This window comes from Arthrobacter sp. NicSoilB8 (assembly GCF_019977355.1).
Taxonomy (GTDB): Bacteria; Actinomycetota; Actinomycetes; order Actinomycetales; family Micrococcaceae; genus Arthrobacter.
This window is the reverse complement of the sequence record NZ_AP024655.1, coordinates 3,527,948-3,543,236: the sequence shown is the minus strand read 5'-3', so window position 1 is coordinate 3,543,236 and position 15,289 is coordinate 3,527,948. Positions and strand designations below refer to the sequence as shown.

Genomic DNA, 15,289 nt, shown 5'->3' with positions numbered 1-15,289 from the left:
CAACCACGACGCCGGCCGCGCACCTTTCCACTGAGGTGCGCGGCCGGCGTCGTGCTGGGGGAGCTCCGTTGCAGTGTGACCCGCGGCACGTGCCCGGCGGGTGCCGGTGTGCCCCCGAGCGGCAGCAGTACGGACGTGCTAAAAAAGACCAGTGCCTAAATTTGTCGACGCCGTAATCCGGCGCCAAGAAATAGTTGACGCGGTCTTCAGGATCATCGCCGCGGATGGTCTTGAACGGGCTTCCCTGCGGGAAGTTGCAGATGAGGCGCAACTGGCCGTCGGCTCGGTGCGGCACTATTTTGCCAGCAGCGACGAGTTGTTGACCCACGCTTTCTCCGTGGCGGTGGATCGGGTCGCCGGCCGCCTGACGGCCGCGGAATCCCGGCTGGCGGACCTGCCGCCAGGAACCGGAGAGCACCACGACGCCGTGCTGGCGCTGCTGGGCGAGGTTCTTCCGCTGGACGAGGAGCGGGCGGTCGATTCATGCGTCTGGATGGCCTTCAAGAACGCCGCCCGGACAAAGCCCTTCCTGGCCGCGGAGGCCGATCGCAGTCATCGCGCCGTTGCCGCCGTCGTGGGCGGGCTCATCCTCGGCCTGGCCGACGCCGCTTCTGACGCCGCTTCTGACGCCGCTTATGACAGCGCTGCTGACAGTGCCGCGGCCGGCCTGGACCAGCAGGTGCTGGTCACCGAAGCGGAGCTTCTGCTGGCGGTCCTGGACGGGCTGACGATGCACGCCCTCCTGCAACCGGAATGGATGACGGCTCAGATATGCAAAGATGTGCTGGAAGCCCATCTCGAGGGCCTGAACCGCCGGATGTCAGGCCGGGTAGCCAGCGGTTAACGTGCAATAACAACAGGATTAGACTGAGATGGTACGTCGTGCCAAGGGAGGCAACTGCATGCACCACACCGGCGGACCTGGCTGGCAGATCACCATGGATACTTCTGGTCCCATGCTCATTGCCCTTTATGTTCGTGACGCTGCCGGTCTGGACTCCGCCGGACATCCGGCACTGTGCCACGTGGCCCCGAAGATCCGCGCGTCGGACCATGCACATCTGATCGGTGAGGTCGGCGGCCCTGCCGCGCTCAAGACCGAGTGGGAAGCCTGGTGGGAGCAGCTTGTGAAGGCCCACCCGGAGATGTCGCCCGAGCTTTCCCCGCCGGGCTTCGGAACATTCAGCAACTCACCGGCGCTCCGGCGCGTCCTGCAGGCTCACTTCGGTGCTGCGCTGACGTGGGCTCGGGAGCGCCGAGGGGAGTATCTGGCCCTCGAAGCGGAGCGCGAGGCGAACAGCAACAACGAACTCCTGGCCGACATGGTGGAGGACCGGCTGCTGGAAGTGGGCCGTGCCGCGAAGGATTTCAGCCTGACGATCATCGAACTCCCGCTCGCGGAGCCGCGCGCCTGGTACCTCGAGCCGGACAAGATCATCATGAGCCAGGAGCTCCTGGCCCAGCCGGAACTGTTCCGAAGCTACGTCCAGCCGGTGGTCGACCTCCTCGTGTGAGCCGCGGCGGGGCCCGGGACGGCAAGCAGCGCAACGCGGGGTCACCTACGGCCCGTGTTGCCGCCGCGCATGGGCTGTAGGTGACCCCGCGTTGCTGTCTGCCGCTACGTCCCGGGAGCGTCGGCGACGGTTACCCGGACCTGTCCCGCGGGGACCTGTGCCTGCTGCCAGCCGTCGCGGGACTGCCGGTTCCAGGCGCGGCCGTCGACCTCGACGCCGGTGATGGAGAGGGCCTTGGCGTTGGCTACGGCCCACTGTCCAACAGCCCAGGCCTGGGTTCCGTCGGCGTCCACGAGCAGCGTCCGGCCGTCGGTGGACGTCCGCACTTCACCGAGCGCTGCCGTCAGCTCTTCGGCGACGGCAGCCGGATCCCCGGCGGTGTCGGGGGACCGCAGCGAGCAGTCCAGGCCGGCGGCCGTCTGGCCGCTCAGGGCGGAGGCGAACGCGCGGGCCATTGACTCGTGCTGGGCGTAGGCGGCCGGGTACGCCGAGTGCTGGACCCGCTGCGCGGCATCGGTGATCTCCAGCGACTGGTAGCCGGCGATCTCCTCGAGCGCATCGTAGAACGCATTGCTGGCATGGTAGGGGTCCATCACCTGTGCCGTCGTGCCCCAGCCCTGGGACGGCCGCTGCTGGAACAGCCCGCGGGAGTCAGGACCGGCCTGGTCGCCATGGCCGATGTTGCGCAGTTTGGATTCCTGCATCGACGTAGCCAGCGCAATGCTGGCGGCCCGGGCGGGAAGCCCGCGCCGGACCGCCACGGCAGTGATGAGGGACGCATTGGCGGCCTGGTCCGTGGCGAGGTCGTCGCCTCCGCTGCCCAGGGCGGTGCAGCGTTCGGTGATCAGCGTTTCCGAACGCTGCAGGAATGCCACAGCGGTGTAGATGGCGCCCGCGACCATCGCAAGGGTCAGCAGAAGGACGATCCGGCGCCGCCAGCTCCCTCGTCGTGCCACGAAACGTACTCCCTCAGGCCCTAGCGGGCTGTGTCATTGGCTGCTTCATCAACGGGACAGGCCCGTCGGGGCGGCCTTCGCCGCACGCCATACCGTACCAGCCGGTGCGGTCAGTTAGCGTGCAGGTCCGCGTTGAGCTCGACGGTCTGGCCCTTGCGGGGGAGCGCTTCGACGGTGCCGGTGGTGGAATTGCGGCGGAAGAGCAGGTTCGGAACCCCGGACAGCTCCACAGCCTTGACCACCCGGCTGGTGTCTTCACCTTCGGCGTCCCGGGGGCTAATGACGCGGACGCGCGTGCCGGCGGTGACGTAAAGGCCCGCCTCCACGACGGAGTCGTCGCCCAGGCTGATGCCCACGCCGGAGTTGGCGCCTAGGAGTACCCGCTCGCCGATGGCAATCTTTTCCTTCCCGCCGCCGGAGAGGGTGCCCATGATCGAGGCGCCGCCGCCGACGTCGGACCCGTCGCCGGTGACGACACCGGCCGAGATCCGGCCCTCGACCATGGAGGTGCCGAGCGTGCCGGCGTTGAAGTTCACGAAGCCCTCGTGCATGACCGTGGTGCCTTCGGCCAGGTGCGCGCCAAGGCGGACACGGTCGGCGTCGGCGATCCGGACGCCGGAGGGGACCACGTAGTCCACCATGCGGGGGAACTTGTCCACGCCGAAGACGGTGACTGCGCCGCGCCTGCGCAGGCGGGCCCGGGTGAGTTCGAAGTCCTCCACGGCTGCGGGACCGAAGTTGGTCCACACCACGTTGGGGAGCTTGCCGAAGATGCCGTCAAGGTTGATGGTGTTGGGCTGGACGAGCCGGTGGGAGAGCAGGTGCAGGCGGAGGTAGGCGTCCGCCGTGTCCGCGGGTGCCTCATCCAGGTTGATCTGGGCGAAGACGACCTGCTGCTCCGTGCCACGGTCCGGGTCGGCGCCGTTGGCGGCGATGTCGATCAGTGACTGGTCCGCGTTCTCCACATCACGCAGGTTCTGCGCCGCGACTCCAAGCGCCGGAGCCGGGAACCACACGTCCAGCACGGTGGCCTCACCGTTGCGGATGGACACCGTGGCCACTCCAAAGCCATGGGCAGAACGAGCGTCAGAGCGGTCGTCGGAACGGGTGTCGGCGGGCACAGCAGAAGCAGCAGTTTCAGTCATGGATCAAGTCTATCGAGAGCGTCCGCGGGCGCTGAAACTCATGACGACCCAACTAACTCGCAGCAGAGGCCGTTTTGACGCCTGAAAACGGCCCCTGCTGCGAGTCAGTTGGGAGAGGAGGGCGAGCAGATAAAGTGGGACCGTGACCTCCACGAATCCCCGCACCCCTGCCAGCGCCCCGACCGGCTTGCCGGCCAGTGCCCCTGCCAGCGCCCCGACCGGCTTGCCGGCCAGCGCTCCTGCCCGGACTGCTGTCCACGCTCCTATCCACGCTCCTTTCCACCTGGACCTCCGGCAGGACGTCGCCCTGCTCACGGCCGCCCTGATCGACATCAACAGCGTCTCCGGCAACGAAAAAGTGCTGGCCGACGCCGTGGAGCATGCGCTCCGCCTGCTGCCGCAGCTGGAGCTGGTCCGCGACGGCGATTCGATCATCGCCCGCACGAACCTCGGCCGTGCCGAGCGCGTGATCCTGGCCGGCCACCTGGACACCGTGCCCCTCCCCACTACCGAGGGCTCGCTTGGGACCGTGCCGGCGTACTGGCCCTCAGGGGCTCCCGGGGAGGGCCTCCTGTATGGCCGCGGCGCCACCGACATGAAGGGCGGCGTCGCCGTGCAGCTGGCGCTGGCTGCCACCATGTTCGACGCCGGGGCGGAGCCGGACAAGGACGTCACGTTCGTCTTCTACGACCATGAGGAAGTCGAAGCGGTCAAGAGCGGCCTTGGCCGGCTGGTACGCAATCACGGACACCTGCTCGGCGGGGACTTCGCGATCCTGCTCGAGCCGACTGACGGGACGGTGGAGGGCGGCTGTAACGGCACCATCCGTTTCGAGGCCTCGACACGCGGCGAGGCTGCCCACTCGGCGCGTGCGTGGATGGGCAGCAACGCCATCCACGCGGCGGCCCCGATCCTGGCCCGGCTGGCGGCGTACCAGCCGCAGACGGTGGAAGTGGACGGCCTCGACTACCGGGAAAGCCTCAATGCCGTGAAGATTCACGGGGGCACAGCTGGCAACGTCATCCCCGACGCCTGCGTCGTGGAAATCAACTACCGCTTCGCGCCGGACAAGACCCCGGACGCGGCGGAAGCCGTCGTGCGCGACCTGCTGGAGGGATTCGACGTCGTCCGCACCGACAGTGCGGCCGGGGCGCGGCCGGGGCTGCACCACCCCGCTGCCGCGTCGTTCGTCGCCGCCGTCGGCGCGGCGCCGAAGCCCAAATACGGCTGGACCGACGTCGCCCGGTTCAGTGAACTGGGCATCCCCGCGGTGAACTTCGGTCCCGGCGATGCGCTGCTGGCACACAAGGACAACGAGCACGTCGAGGCAGACGCGATCCGGGAATGCCTGAGGGCACTGCGGACCTGGCTCGGCGCCTAGGGGCGCCTGGCGCGACGTGCAGGGACGTGCAGGGACGTGCAGGGACGTGCACGCACAACGCACAGCGAAGTAACGAAGCAGCGAAGCAACACTTAACCCAGCAAGGGTCCGGAGTCCCCAGGGGATTCCGGACCCTTGCTGCGCTGGACCCTCGCTGTGTTGAGGAAGCCCTGCGCTAAAAGCGTCCTGCGCTCAGCAGCCTTGCGCTGACAGGCCTTACTTGGCCGCCGGAATTCCGGCGACCGGGACGTGTGCCACGCCGCCGGCGGCCCGCTTGGAGCCGCGGCGTTCGAGCCAGATGGCCAGGCGGGAGACCGCGAGGTCGATTGCGATGTAGATGGCGGCGGCCACGAAGAACACCGGGAACAGGTACTGCGGGCCGAGGAAGTCGGCCATGACCTGCACAGCCCGGAGCAGCTCGCCGTAGGCCACGATGTAGCCGAGCGAGGTGTCCTTGAGCAGTACCACGAGCTGCGCGACGAGCGAGGGCAGCATGCGCCGGATGGCCTGCGGCAGCTCGATGGTCAGCCGGGACTGGAAACTGGTCAGGCCGATCGCCAGGCCCGCCTCGCGCTGGCCCTTGGGCAGCGACTGGACGCCTGCGCGGATAATTTCGGCAAAGATCGCCGAGTTGTACAGCACCAGGCCGGCAACGACAGCGACGAATGAGCTGGTGGCAAAGACGAGCAGCACGAACAGCATCATGAGCACCACGGGCATGCCGCGCAGGAATTCCAGCACGATCCGGGTGGGCACCCTGATCCAGGCGTTGCCCGAGATGCGCATCAGGCACAGAAGCAGGCCCAGCGGGAAGGCAATCACTGCCGCCACCGCCGCGGCGGCGAGCGTGGCGCCGATTCCGTTGCCGATCAGCACCCAGACATCGGGAATCTGGAAGACCGCCCAGCGTTTGGGATCGAAGATTCCCTGCTGGGCAAGCGTCATGACCGCCAGGACGAGGAGCCCGCCGATCACGATGACGCCGATGATCGAGCCGATCAGCGAAATCCGGCGCGCTTTGGGGCCGGGGACGTCGTAGAGAACAGAGCTCATCGTGCGATTGCCACCTTTCGTTCAACGACGTTGGCGAGGTAGCCAAGCGGGATGGTTATCAGCAGGTAGAAGAACGCGACGCCGATCAGAACCCACACGACCGCGTCGCCGTTGGCGTTGGCCAGCTGCTTGCCGTAGCCGAACAGTTCCAGCACGTAGAAGGCGCCGGCCACGGAGGAGTTCTTGACCAGGGCGATCAGAATGTTGATCAGCGGCGGGATTACGGTACGAAGGGCCTGCGGAAGGATGATGAGGGAGAGGACCTGGCTGAACTTCATGCCGATGCTGCGGGCGGCCTCCGCCTGGCCCACCGGGACGCTGTTGACGCCGGAGCGCACAGCCTCGGCGATGAAGGCCGAGGTGTAGGCGCTCAGGGCGATGATGGCGGCGACCTCGAACTGCTGGAAGGTGATGCCGAGGCGGGGCAGAACCACTGCGGCGAAGAAGAACGCGATGGTCAGCGGGGTGTTGCGGACGATCTCGACGTACACCATGCTGAAGCCGCGCAGCGCGGCGACGGGCGAGACGCGGGCGGCCGCGAGGACGGTGCCGAAGACCAAGGCAATAATCCCCGAGACCACGGACAGGAAGAGGGTTCTGAGAAAACCGTCCCAATACTGGGGGAGGTTTTCAATGATGACGTCCATAAGTTCCTTCAGCTGCGTTGAGGGGATTCCAAGCGGAAGACGGGAGTGGCGGCCGCCGGGCTGCGGAAAATCCGCGGGCCGGCAGCCGCCACAGCCGGCTAGTAGCGGTCGATCGTGGGAAGCTCGGGCGCGGTCTTGATGACCGTGCCGGCGGTGTCTTCCCAGGCCTTCTTGTAAGAGCCGTCCTTGCCGAACGCCTCCAGCTGGTCATTGATCCACATGCGGAAGACCTTGTCGTCCTTCTTCAGGCCGATGCCGTAGGGCTCCTTCGTGAAGGTCTGGTCGGAGGCCAGCTTGAAGGCATCCGGTTCCTTGGACACGAAACCGGCAAGGATGACGTTGTCGGTGGTGATCGCTTCGACCTGCTTGTTGCGCAGCGGCTCAAGGCAGGCGGAGTACGTGGCGGCAGGAACCAGGACTGCTCCGTACTTTTCCACGATCGTCGCGGCCGGGGTGGAGCCGGTCACGGAGCAGACGTTCTTGCCCTTGACGTCCTCGGGCTTGGTGATGGTGGTGTTGTCCTTGTTCACCATGAGGGCCTGCCCGGCCTCGTAGTACGGTCCGGCGAAGTCGACTTCAGCCTTGCGCTTGTCGTTGATCGTGTAGGTGGCGACGATGATGTCCACCTTGCCCTGCTTGATGAACTGCTCGCGGTTGGCGGAGACCGTTTCAACCCACTCGATCTTGTCGGCGGGGATGCCCAGCTTGGCGGCAATCAGCTTGCCGATTTCGACGTCGAAGCCAACCGGCTTGCCGTCGAGGCCCTTCTGGCCGAAGAGCGGCTGGTCGAACTTGGTGCCGATGGTGATCTTCCCGGCGGATGAAAGCTTGGCCATGGTGGAATCTGCGGCAAAGCTCGGCTTCTCGGCTACGGGCGGGTTGGTGGTAGTGGAGGAGCTGCCGCCACAGGCACTCAGGCTGAGTGCCAGTGCTGCGGATGCGGCAACCAGAAGGGATTTCCTTCGGGTCAAAAATGCCTTCATGACATTCCTTTCATTGGACGGCCGCCTTGCGGCGGCCAGGGTGCGAACTCGTCAGGACTTAGTGCGTCAGCAGCTTGGACAGGAAATCCTTGGCCCGGCTGCTCTTGGGGTTGGTGAAGAATTCCTCGGGGGTCGCGTCCTCAACGATCTGGCCGTCGGCCATGAACACGACGCGGTCGGCCGCCTTGCGGGCGAAGCCCATCTCGTGGGTGACCACGATCATGGTCATGCCCTCCTTGGCGAGCTGGACCATGACGTCCAGGACCTCGTTGATCATTTCCGGGTCGAGGGCCGACGTGGGCTCGTCGAAGAGCATCACCTTCGGCTTCATGGCCAGGGCGCGGGCGATGGCCACGCGCTGCTGCTGGCCGCCGGAAAGCTGCGCCGGAAGCTTGGGGGCCTGGTGCCCGACGCCGACGCGCTCCAGGAGCGCCATGGCCTCTTTGTCGGCCTCGGCCTTGGAAACGCCCTTGACCTTGATGGGGCCGAGGGTGACGTTTTCCAGGATGGTCTTGTGGGCGAACAGGTTGAAGGACTGGAAGACCATGCCGACGTCGGCACGCAGCTTTGCCAGTTCCTTGCCCTCCGCGGGCAGTTCCTTGCCATCGATCCTGATGTCGCCGTCGTCGATCGTCTCGAGACGGTTGATGGCGCGGCAAAGCGTTGACTTGCCGGAACCCGAGGGTCCGATGACAACAACAACCTCACCCTTGCGGACATTCAGGTTGATGTCCTTCAAGACGTGCAACTGGCCGTAATGCTTGTTCACGGCCTTAAGGGAGACGAGCGCATCGCCGGGCACTTGAGTAGTCATGTAACGAATCTAGCGAAGATTGACGCAATATGACCGCAATCACTCTGTTTGGTGCAGATCGTGATTCAAGAGATACCTGCACTTCAGGGTCCCCTGCGGGACCGCCGCCGGACTCCCCGCGTCTTCCCCCGCGTCTTCCCCCGGGTCTTCCCTCCGGGGGCCGGCGCACTCTTGCCGCCGCGTCGATACCGACGCGCCGGAACGGCGGCGGCGGTGTTCCGCGCTAGCCTATGGGCATGAGTACCGATCCGCAGCAGGGCCCCAAGCAAGACGCCGAACAGAACCCCGCCGGGAAGCCGGCCCGCGAGGCCCGCACCATCCCGGGCCCCAACGGGATCCGCCATAAGGGCCCGCTCGAACTGCGCCGCAAGGCCGCCAAGGTCACCATGTCGGACCAGACCTTGCTGGACACCAAGGGGCCAGGCCAGTTCGTCCACACCGACCCCTGGCGCGTCCTGAGGATCCAGAGCGAGTTCGTCGAAGGATTCGGCGCCCTCGCCGATCTCGGCCCGGCGGTCAGCGTCTTCGGCTCCGCCCGCACGGTGCCCGGGAGCCCGAACTACGAGCTCGGCGTCGAGGTCGGACGCAAACTGGCCGAGGCCGGACTGGCCGTGATCACGGGCGGCGGCCCCGGTTCCATGGAGGCCGCGAACAAGGGCGCAGTGCAGGGCAACGGCGTCTCCGTGGGGCTCGGGATCGAACTGCCCTTCGAGCAGGGCATGAACCAGTGGGTGGATCTGGGCATCAACTTCCGGTACTTCTTCGCCCGCAAGACCATGTTCGTCAAGTACGCCCAGGGCTTCATCGTGCTCCCCGGCGGCCTCGGCACCCTGGACGAGCTCTTCGAAGCTATGGTCCTGGTCCAAACCCGCAAGGTCACATCCTTCCCGATCGTGCTGGTGGGAACGGCGTTCTGGACCCCGATGCTCGAATGGGTCCGGGACACGCTCGTCGCGGAGGGGATGGTCTCCGAGGAAGACCTGGACCTCGTCCAAGTGGTGGACGACGCCGCGCTGGCCGTCGAACTTGTCGTCGAAGGCGCCGCCCGCCACCGGAACCCGAACGGCTCCTCCACCAACGGGAGCACCAGTGGGGACGGCACCCGAACGCGCGGCTGAAGCGTCCGCCTGAGCGCTCCGGCGTCCGGCTTCTGGCACGATGGTCTAGTGAGTCTCTTCCTGGTCTTCCTGGCGATTGTGCTGATCGGCGTCGCTGTCCTCCTCGGCACCGGACTGGCGCCGAAAATCTTCCGCCGGGGCCGCGACGGCGGTGCGGGCGCCTCCTTTGAGGACGGTTTCGATGAGCCGGTCGCGTCCCTGCCTCCGGTCCTGCTGCCCGAGGACGCGGCCCCGGCGGACATCGACGATGTCCGGTTTGCCGTCGGGCTCCGCGGCTACCGGATGGACCAGGTGGACCAGGTTCTTGATGACCTGCGGGACCAGATCACGGCCAGGGACCAAAAGATCGAGGCACTCGGGGAGGAGCTGGAACGCCTCCGTCCCCCAACGGAGCAGCGTCCGTGAAGCACGTGGAAGACCCGGAGGCCGTCGCAGGATTTGAGGCCCGGGCACCGCTAGGGCTGAACGCGGCGGTGTGGAGCCGCATGGCGGCCGCGGGCGCCCGGATGTCGCGGTGGCCGTGGTGGTCCCAGGTGGCCGGGGTGTACATCCTCGCCCGGCTGGTCAGCGCCTGCATCTTCATGGCAGCGGCCCTGCACCAGGGCGTGAATCCTTGGTTTCCCGCCAAGCCGGACTACTGGAATTTCATCAATATCTGGGACGCCCGCTGGTACGCCGAAGCGCTCCAGACCGGGTACCCGGCGCTGCTGCCGACCGACGACGCCGGCACCGTCCGGGAGAACACGTGGGCCTTCTACCCGTTGTTTCCCGTGCTGGGCCGGGTGGTTTCCGGCCTCACGGGCACGGGTCCGGCGTGGTCGCTGACGGCCATCGCGCTGATCTGCGGGCTGGGGGCCGCCCTAGCGGCCTACAGGATCTTCCGACGCCGCGCCACCCACCGTACGGCGCTCTGGGGGATCGTGTTCCTGGCGGCTTTCCCGGTGGCGCCTGTGCTGCAGGTGCCCTACGCGGAATCCCTCAACCTGCTGCTGCTCGGCGGTGCGCTGCTGCTCGTCATGGAGCGCCGCTACCTGTGGGCCATGCCCGTGGTGGTCCTGATGTGCCTTTCGCGTCCCACCGGCGTTCCCTTTGCCGTGATGATGGGGCTGTTGTTCCTCTACCGAGCCTGGCAGCGCCTTGCTGCGCAGCGGCCAGCATCACAGCGCGTCACAGCCCAGCCCGTCACAGCGCAGCCAAGCACAGCCCAGCCCCCGCGCGGCGGGCCCGTCCACAGCGCCGCGCAGCTGTGGTCCCTGGCCGGGCTCACCGCCGTCAGCGGGATCGGGGCGCTGCTGTGGCCGGCCATCGCCTGGGCCGTCACCGGCGACCCTGGCGCCTACACCAAGACCGAAACCGCCTGGCGCGGCGATGAGCTGGTGCCGTTCAAGCCGTGGTTCGACGCCGGCATCATGCTCTTCGGGCCAAGGCTCGGCGTGCTGGCGCCGTTCGTGTTCGTCGCCGCGTTCACCCTGCTGATGCTGTCCCGCCCCGTGGTCGCGCTGGGCACCGAGCTGCGGCTCTGGTGCTGCTGCTACATGGGTTACCTGCTGGTCTTCCTGCACCCCCAGACCAGCACGTTCAGGATGCTCCTGCCGCTGTTCCCGCTCGCCCTCAGCGCCGCACTCCTCTCGCGCTCCCGCGCCTACCGCGGAGCCGTGGTGGTCATGTTTGTCCTGCTGCAGATCGTCTGGATTGTGTGGCTGTGGGCGTGGGCGCCGCTGCCGGGCGGGGGAGACTACCCGCCGTGACGCACAGCACCATTTCGCGGCACCGCCCCGGCTTTGCGGGGCGCGCTGGAAAGTCCAACGATTAGCTCCGGGCGCGTTGTTACGCGATAATAGAGGATAAGCAAGGACAAGAAGCACACTGAATAAAAGCACGCTGACTATTCGTCGGCTTATTTGTGAGCGGTCTGTCAGGCAGCCTCTTAGAGCGCTGCCGGGCGGCCTGATTGGCCAAGCGGACGCAGCCCGGCCGGGCTGGTATGTCAGGGACTAATGGAGGGGATATTCCTTATGGCGGCAATGAAACCACGCACCGGCGACGGCCCTATGGAAGTGACGAAAGAGGGACGAAGCTTGATCATGCGTGTTCCGCTCGAAGGCGGGGGGCGACTCGTAGTCGAACTCAACGCCGCTGAGGCGACAAACCTCAAGGAATGCCTCGTCGGCGTCACCGAATAGCTTCACACCAAGAGCTTCGCACAGGGCGGGGTCCCGGCCACCAGGCTGCGGACCCCGCCCTTTTCTGTCTGCGCCTGACCGCAGCCCGGTGTTGACCGGACCGGCCCCTGCGTCAGCAGGGCACTTTTTGCGTCAGCAGTGGCACGGTTTCGCCCCGTTTCTTGGGGCGACTGGTGCGCCCTACTTCGCCACGCTATTTCTTGACGGCGATGAGCAGGCCGTCGCCGGTGGGCAGCATGGCGGAGGCCAGGCGGTCGTCGTCGCGGATGGACTTGCCGATCTGGCGCAGCACCACCGTGGTGGCGTCCCTGGCGGCCGGATTCGCGACCCGGTCCTTGTCGAGGGCATCGTTGACGATCAGCAGGCCGCCGGACTTGAGCAGCCGCACGGCCTGTTCCACATAGCTGGGGTAGTTCGGCTTGTCGGCGTCAATGAACACGAGATCGTAGGCCCCGTCCGTCAGGCGGGGCAGGACATCGCCGGCGCGCCCGGAAATGGTCCGGGTGCGGTTGGCGGGGCTGCCGGCTTCATGGAACGCTTCGCGCGCCGCCTTGAGGTGTTCGACGTCGACGTCGATGGTCGTCAGGACGGCCTGCGGACCCAGCCCGCGCAGGATGCACACGCCCGAGACCCCGGCCCCGGTGCCGATCTCCACCGCGGTCTGCGCCTTGGACGCCGCCGCCAGCACCGTCAGGACGGCACCCACGCCGGGGCCGATCGGCGTCACGCCAAGCTCGAAGGACCGTTCGCGCGCGTGCAACAGGACCTCATCCTCGGCAGGCAGATCTTCTGCGTAGGACCAGCTCGTGGACTTATCGGCGCTCATGGGATATCGCTTTCTGGGCGGCAGGGGAGTGTTCCCTACAGCGTACTGTGTCCGGCGGGACGGGACACGGAGGCGGCAGTGCCGTGGCTCCCGGCGTCCGGGGCACGCGTTCCGCCTAGGGCTGAAGACCCCGGCGCGTCAGGAAATTCCCAGCTTATTTTGAAATGATAGGAGTCCGCTCATCCGCGTGGTGATCGGCGTCGAATCAAGGGTGCAGGAACCTGTGCGAACAGGCACCATTTCGGGCGTAGGTACCATCCATGAGGGGAGCGGACGATGTCGGTTCTGACACCTGTCCCGGCAACTGAGGCAACTGATCCATCCGGCCAGCCCGGCACCGCGGCGGAAGCCGAATGGGTCCGGCCGACCTGGGAGGAAGTGGTGACGAACCACTCCGCCAAGGTCTACCGCCTTGCGTACCGGCTGACCGGAAACAAATACGACGCCGAGGACCTCACCCAGGAGGTCTTCGTCCGGGTGTTCCGTTCGCTGGAGAACTTCAAGCCCGGCACGCTGGACGGCTGGCTCCACCGGATCACCACCAACCTGTTCCTGGACCAGGCCCGCCGCAAGAGCCGGATCCGTTTCGATGCCCTATCCGACGACGCCGAGTCGCGGCTTCCGGGCCGGGAACCCGGCCCGGAGCAGAGCTTCGAGTTCAACAACCTGGACGTCGACGTTCAGGCGGCGCTTGAGGAGCTTCCGCCGGACTTCCGCGCCGCCGTCGTGCTGTGCGACCTCGAGGGGCTTTCCTACGACGAAGTCGCCGCCGCGCTCGACATCAAGCTGGGCACCGTCAGGTCCCGGATCCACCGTGGCCGGACCATGCTGCGTGAAAAGCTGGCGCACCGCGATCCCCGGCCGGCACAGCCGGCCAAGCAGTCCCTCAAGCCGCGGCTCAAGATGCCGCGCATCGCCGGCCTCCTCTGAAGCGGTCCATGGGTCTGCTGAAACGACTCTTTGGAAGTGGCGGCTGCAGGTTCTCCGGCAGGCGCCTCCGCGGCGCCACGCGGAATTGGGCCTCCGGCCATCATGACCATGTGGAGTCGTGCGCGGAGTGCCGCGCCCGGCAGCAGCGCGAGCGCCAGTACCTCGAGAAGCTCCGCGGCGCCGCCGTGCCCGAGGCCAGCGAGGACCTGACCGCACGCCTCCTGGCGCGGACCGAGCAGCTCGCCGCCGAACGCGGGGACGCCGAACGCAGGGACGCCGAACGCAGGGACGCCGAACGCAGGGACGTACCCAGGGACCGGGCCCAGGGGGAAAGTGTGCCCGGGGAGGCGGAAGCCGCCGCGCCGGATCTGGCCGGGACCGGCCGTCCGCTTGCCGGCTGGCCGGCCGTGGCGTCCCGGCCTCGGGGCGGCCTCCGGGGCGGCGCGCGCCTGCCCGTACTGGCGGCCGGAGGGGCCGTCGCCGCCCTGGCCCTCATGAGCGGCACCGCATATTTCATGGGAGGCGATGCCCCGATCTCCGCCGACGGCGCTGAGGCCTCCGCCCTCGCACGCACGGACACCGCCGGACCGCCTGCCGCCGCCGAACCGCTCGGCGCGGGGGAACTGCTGGGTGCCGATGGCTCCGGGGATGCCGGCGCGCCCGGGGTCGGGTTCGGCCCCGACGGCGAGCCCGACTTCACTCCCGCCGGGGCGCTGAGTGCCGGCCAGCTTGCCGCGCTCCGCGCGCAGGGGTGGACATGTCCGGAACTGCGGGACCTCGGATTCCACCTCATATGGGCCCGCGCTGGAGTCATGTCCGGAGACAAGGTCCTGGAACTCCGGCTCACGGACGGCCGGCACTTCGCCACGGTCCTTGAGCAGCACGTTGCGCCGCCGCACGCCCCCGGCACGCCACCGGCGGCGGACCGGACCGACGCTTCGCCCGTCAACGTGCTGACCGGCCACGCCGCATTCGACGACGGCTTCAGCCGGACGACGGCCGGCCTGCCGTCGTCCGGCGCCAAACCCGGCGACGGCGAGCTGTGGGTCAATCCTGCCCCGCCCTACCGGGCCATCTACCGGACCGCCTCGGCCACCTACACTTACATATCGGATCTGCCGGTTGACCAGGCCGACGACGGCGCTGCCGCCCTGGCCAGGGTCAGCAGCGCACCTCCGGGGCCGGCCTCACGCGACGGAATTCCGGAACGGATCGAGCGCGGATTGAGCCGGATCCTGGAGCATCTGGCCCCGTGAGGCAGGGATGGGCCGGACATGGTCGGCGTCCGGGCTTCGCGAAGTCGTCGCCAGCCCGAATGAGAGGGTAATCTTCCTAAAGTGCTTGGAATCAATGGACCGGAGTTTTTACTTCTGCTGATCATCGGCCTTCTGGTGATTGGTCCCAGCAGGCTGCCCGAATACACCCAGAAACTTGCCAACATCGTCAAGGAAGTGCGCCGAATGGCGTCGGGGGCGCGGGAACAGATCAAGGAAGAAGTCGGCATCGACATCGATGAGGTCGACTGGAAGAAGTACGATCCCCGGCAGTACGATCCCCGCCGGATCATCAAGGAAGCACTCCTGGAGGATGACACCAAGCCGGTGAGCTCCGGGGCCCCCGCCACTGTGTCCGCGGCTGCGGCCGCCACGGCCATGGCAGAGCACCGCCCGGTCCGGGTCGTGGAGCAGCTGCCCGAGGGCGAACCGGCACCCTTCGACTCAGAGGCGACCTAGGCTTTC

17 protein-coding genes are annotated in these 15,289 nt (G+C 67.2%); 10 read left to right on the top strand and 7 right to left on the bottom strand.

Going from position 1 to position 15,289, the window contains the following annotated elements; genetic code table 11:
- The first annotated feature begins 151 nt into the window (after positions 1-151).
- Together LDO15_RS15935 and LDO15_RS15930 are read left to right on the top strand one after the other, a co-directional pair.
- On the top strand, positions 152-844 hold the full coding sequence (locus tag LDO15_RS15935; protein ID WP_223980045.1) for a TetR family transcriptional regulator: 693 nt from the start codon (positions 152-154) through the stop codon (positions 842-844).
- A gap of 58 nt (positions 845-902) precedes the next feature.
- Positions 903-1,514: a hypothetical protein gene (locus LDO15_RS15930; protein ID WP_223980044.1), complete on the top strand. Its 612-nt coding sequence runs from the start codon at positions 903-905 to the stop codon at positions 1,512-1,514.
- A gap of 104 nt (positions 1,515-1,618) precedes the next feature.
- Here the strand turns inward: LDO15_RS15930 and LDO15_RS15925 are convergent, their stop codons facing one another.
- Both LDO15_RS15925 and dapD read right to left on the bottom strand, forming a co-directional pair.
- Positions 1,619-2,416, bottom strand: a complete 798-nt coding sequence (locus tag LDO15_RS15925) for a hypothetical protein (RefSeq protein WP_223987473.1) — start codon at positions 2,414-2,416, stop codon at positions 1,619-1,621.
- Positions 2,417-2,580: 164 nt separating this feature from the next.
- Entirely contained in the window at positions 2,581-3,615 is a 1,035-nt protein-coding gene (dapD, locus tag LDO15_RS15920; RefSeq protein ID WP_223980043.1) for a 2,3,4,5-tetrahydropyridine-2,6-dicarboxylate N-succinyltransferase, read from the bottom strand.
- Between the two features lie 265 nt (positions 3,616-3,880).
- Here dapD and dapE point away from each other — a divergent pair, with 265 nt between their 5' ends.
- A complete protein-coding gene (dapE, locus tag LDO15_RS15915) occupies positions 3,881-4,996 on the top strand; it encodes a succinyl-diaminopimelate desuccinylase (RefSeq protein ID WP_223987471.1) in 1,116 nt (371 codons plus the stop codon).
- A 216-nt stretch (positions 4,997-5,212) separates the two neighbouring features.
- Here the strand turns inward: dapE and LDO15_RS15910 are convergent, their stop codons facing one another.
- The 4 genes from LDO15_RS15910 to LDO15_RS15895 form a co-directional block, all read right to left on the bottom strand.
- A complete protein-coding gene (locus LDO15_RS15910; RefSeq protein ID WP_223980042.1) occupies positions 5,213-6,049 on the bottom strand; it encodes an amino acid ABC transporter permease in 837 nt (278 codons plus the stop codon).
- Positions 6,046-6,696: an amino acid ABC transporter permease gene (locus LDO15_RS15905; protein ID WP_223980041.1), complete on the bottom strand. Its 651-nt coding sequence runs from the start codon at positions 6,694-6,696 to the stop codon at positions 6,046-6,048. The genes LDO15_RS15910 and LDO15_RS15905 overlap by 4 nt, the downstream gene beginning before the upstream one ends.
- Positions 6,697-6,794: 98 nt before the next feature.
- Positions 6,795-7,679 (bottom strand): glutamate ABC transporter substrate-binding protein, encoded by an 885-nt coding sequence (locus LDO15_RS15900; RefSeq protein ID WP_223980040.1) that lies wholly within the window; start codon positions 7,677-7,679, stop codon positions 6,795-6,797.
- Between the two features lie 58 nt (positions 7,680-7,737).
- Positions 7,738-8,493, bottom strand: coding sequence for an amino acid ABC transporter ATP-binding protein (locus LDO15_RS15895; protein WP_223980038.1), 756 nt, complete (start codon positions 8,491-8,493; stop codon positions 7,738-7,740).
- A gap of 386 nt (positions 8,494-8,879) precedes the next feature.
- Here LDO15_RS15895 and LDO15_RS15890 point away from each other — a divergent pair, with 386 nt between their 5' ends.
- From LDO15_RS15890 to LDO15_RS15875, 4 genes are all read left to right on the top strand, one after another.
- Positions 8,880-9,611: a TIGR00730 family Rossman fold protein gene (locus LDO15_RS15890; protein ID WP_223987469.1), complete on the top strand. Its 732-nt coding sequence runs from the start codon at positions 8,880-8,882 to the stop codon at positions 9,609-9,611.
- Positions 9,612-9,659: 48 nt separating this feature from the next.
- Positions 9,660-10,016 (top strand): DivIVA domain-containing protein, encoded by a 357-nt coding sequence (locus LDO15_RS15885; RefSeq protein WP_223980036.1) that lies wholly within the window; start codon positions 9,660-9,662, stop codon positions 10,014-10,016.
- An 80-nt stretch (positions 10,017-10,096) separates the two neighbouring features.
- Complete coding sequence (locus tag LDO15_RS15880; RefSeq protein WP_346655998.1) at positions 10,097-11,359, top strand: hypothetical protein; 1,263 nt, start codon at positions 10,097-10,099, stop codon at positions 11,357-11,359.
- Positions 11,360-11,626: 267 nt separating this feature from the next.
- Positions 11,627-11,794: a DUF3117 domain-containing protein gene (locus LDO15_RS15875; protein WP_079550332.1), complete on the top strand. Its 168-nt coding sequence runs from the start codon at positions 11,627-11,629 to the stop codon at positions 11,792-11,794.
- A gap of 193 nt (positions 11,795-11,987) precedes the next feature.
- Here LDO15_RS15875 and LDO15_RS15870 read toward each other — a convergent pair whose 3' ends face one another.
- Entirely contained in the window at positions 11,988-12,620 is a 633-nt protein-coding gene (locus LDO15_RS15870; RefSeq protein WP_223980034.1) for an O-methyltransferase, read from the bottom strand.
- Between the two features lie 276 nt (positions 12,621-12,896).
- Here LDO15_RS15870 and sigE point away from each other — a divergent pair, with 276 nt between their 5' ends.
- From sigE to LDO15_RS15855, 3 genes are all read left to right on the top strand, one after another.
- Positions 12,897-13,550 carry an RNA polymerase sigma factor SigE gene (sigE, locus tag LDO15_RS15865; protein ID WP_223980032.1) on the top strand — a complete coding sequence of 218 codons (654 nt, stop codon included), beginning with the start codon at positions 12,897-12,899 and terminating at the stop codon, positions 13,548-13,550.
- A gap of 110 nt (positions 13,551-13,660) precedes the next feature.
- Entirely contained in the window at positions 13,661-14,806 is a 1,146-nt protein-coding gene (locus LDO15_RS15860) for a hypothetical protein (RefSeq protein WP_223987702.1), read from the top strand.
- 81 nt (positions 14,807-14,887) lie between these two features.
- Complete coding sequence (locus LDO15_RS15855; RefSeq protein ID WP_223980030.1) at positions 14,888-15,283, top strand: twin-arginine translocase TatA/TatE family subunit; 396 nt, start codon at positions 14,888-14,890, stop codon at positions 15,281-15,283.
- Positions 15,284-15,289 lie beyond the last annotated feature (6 nt).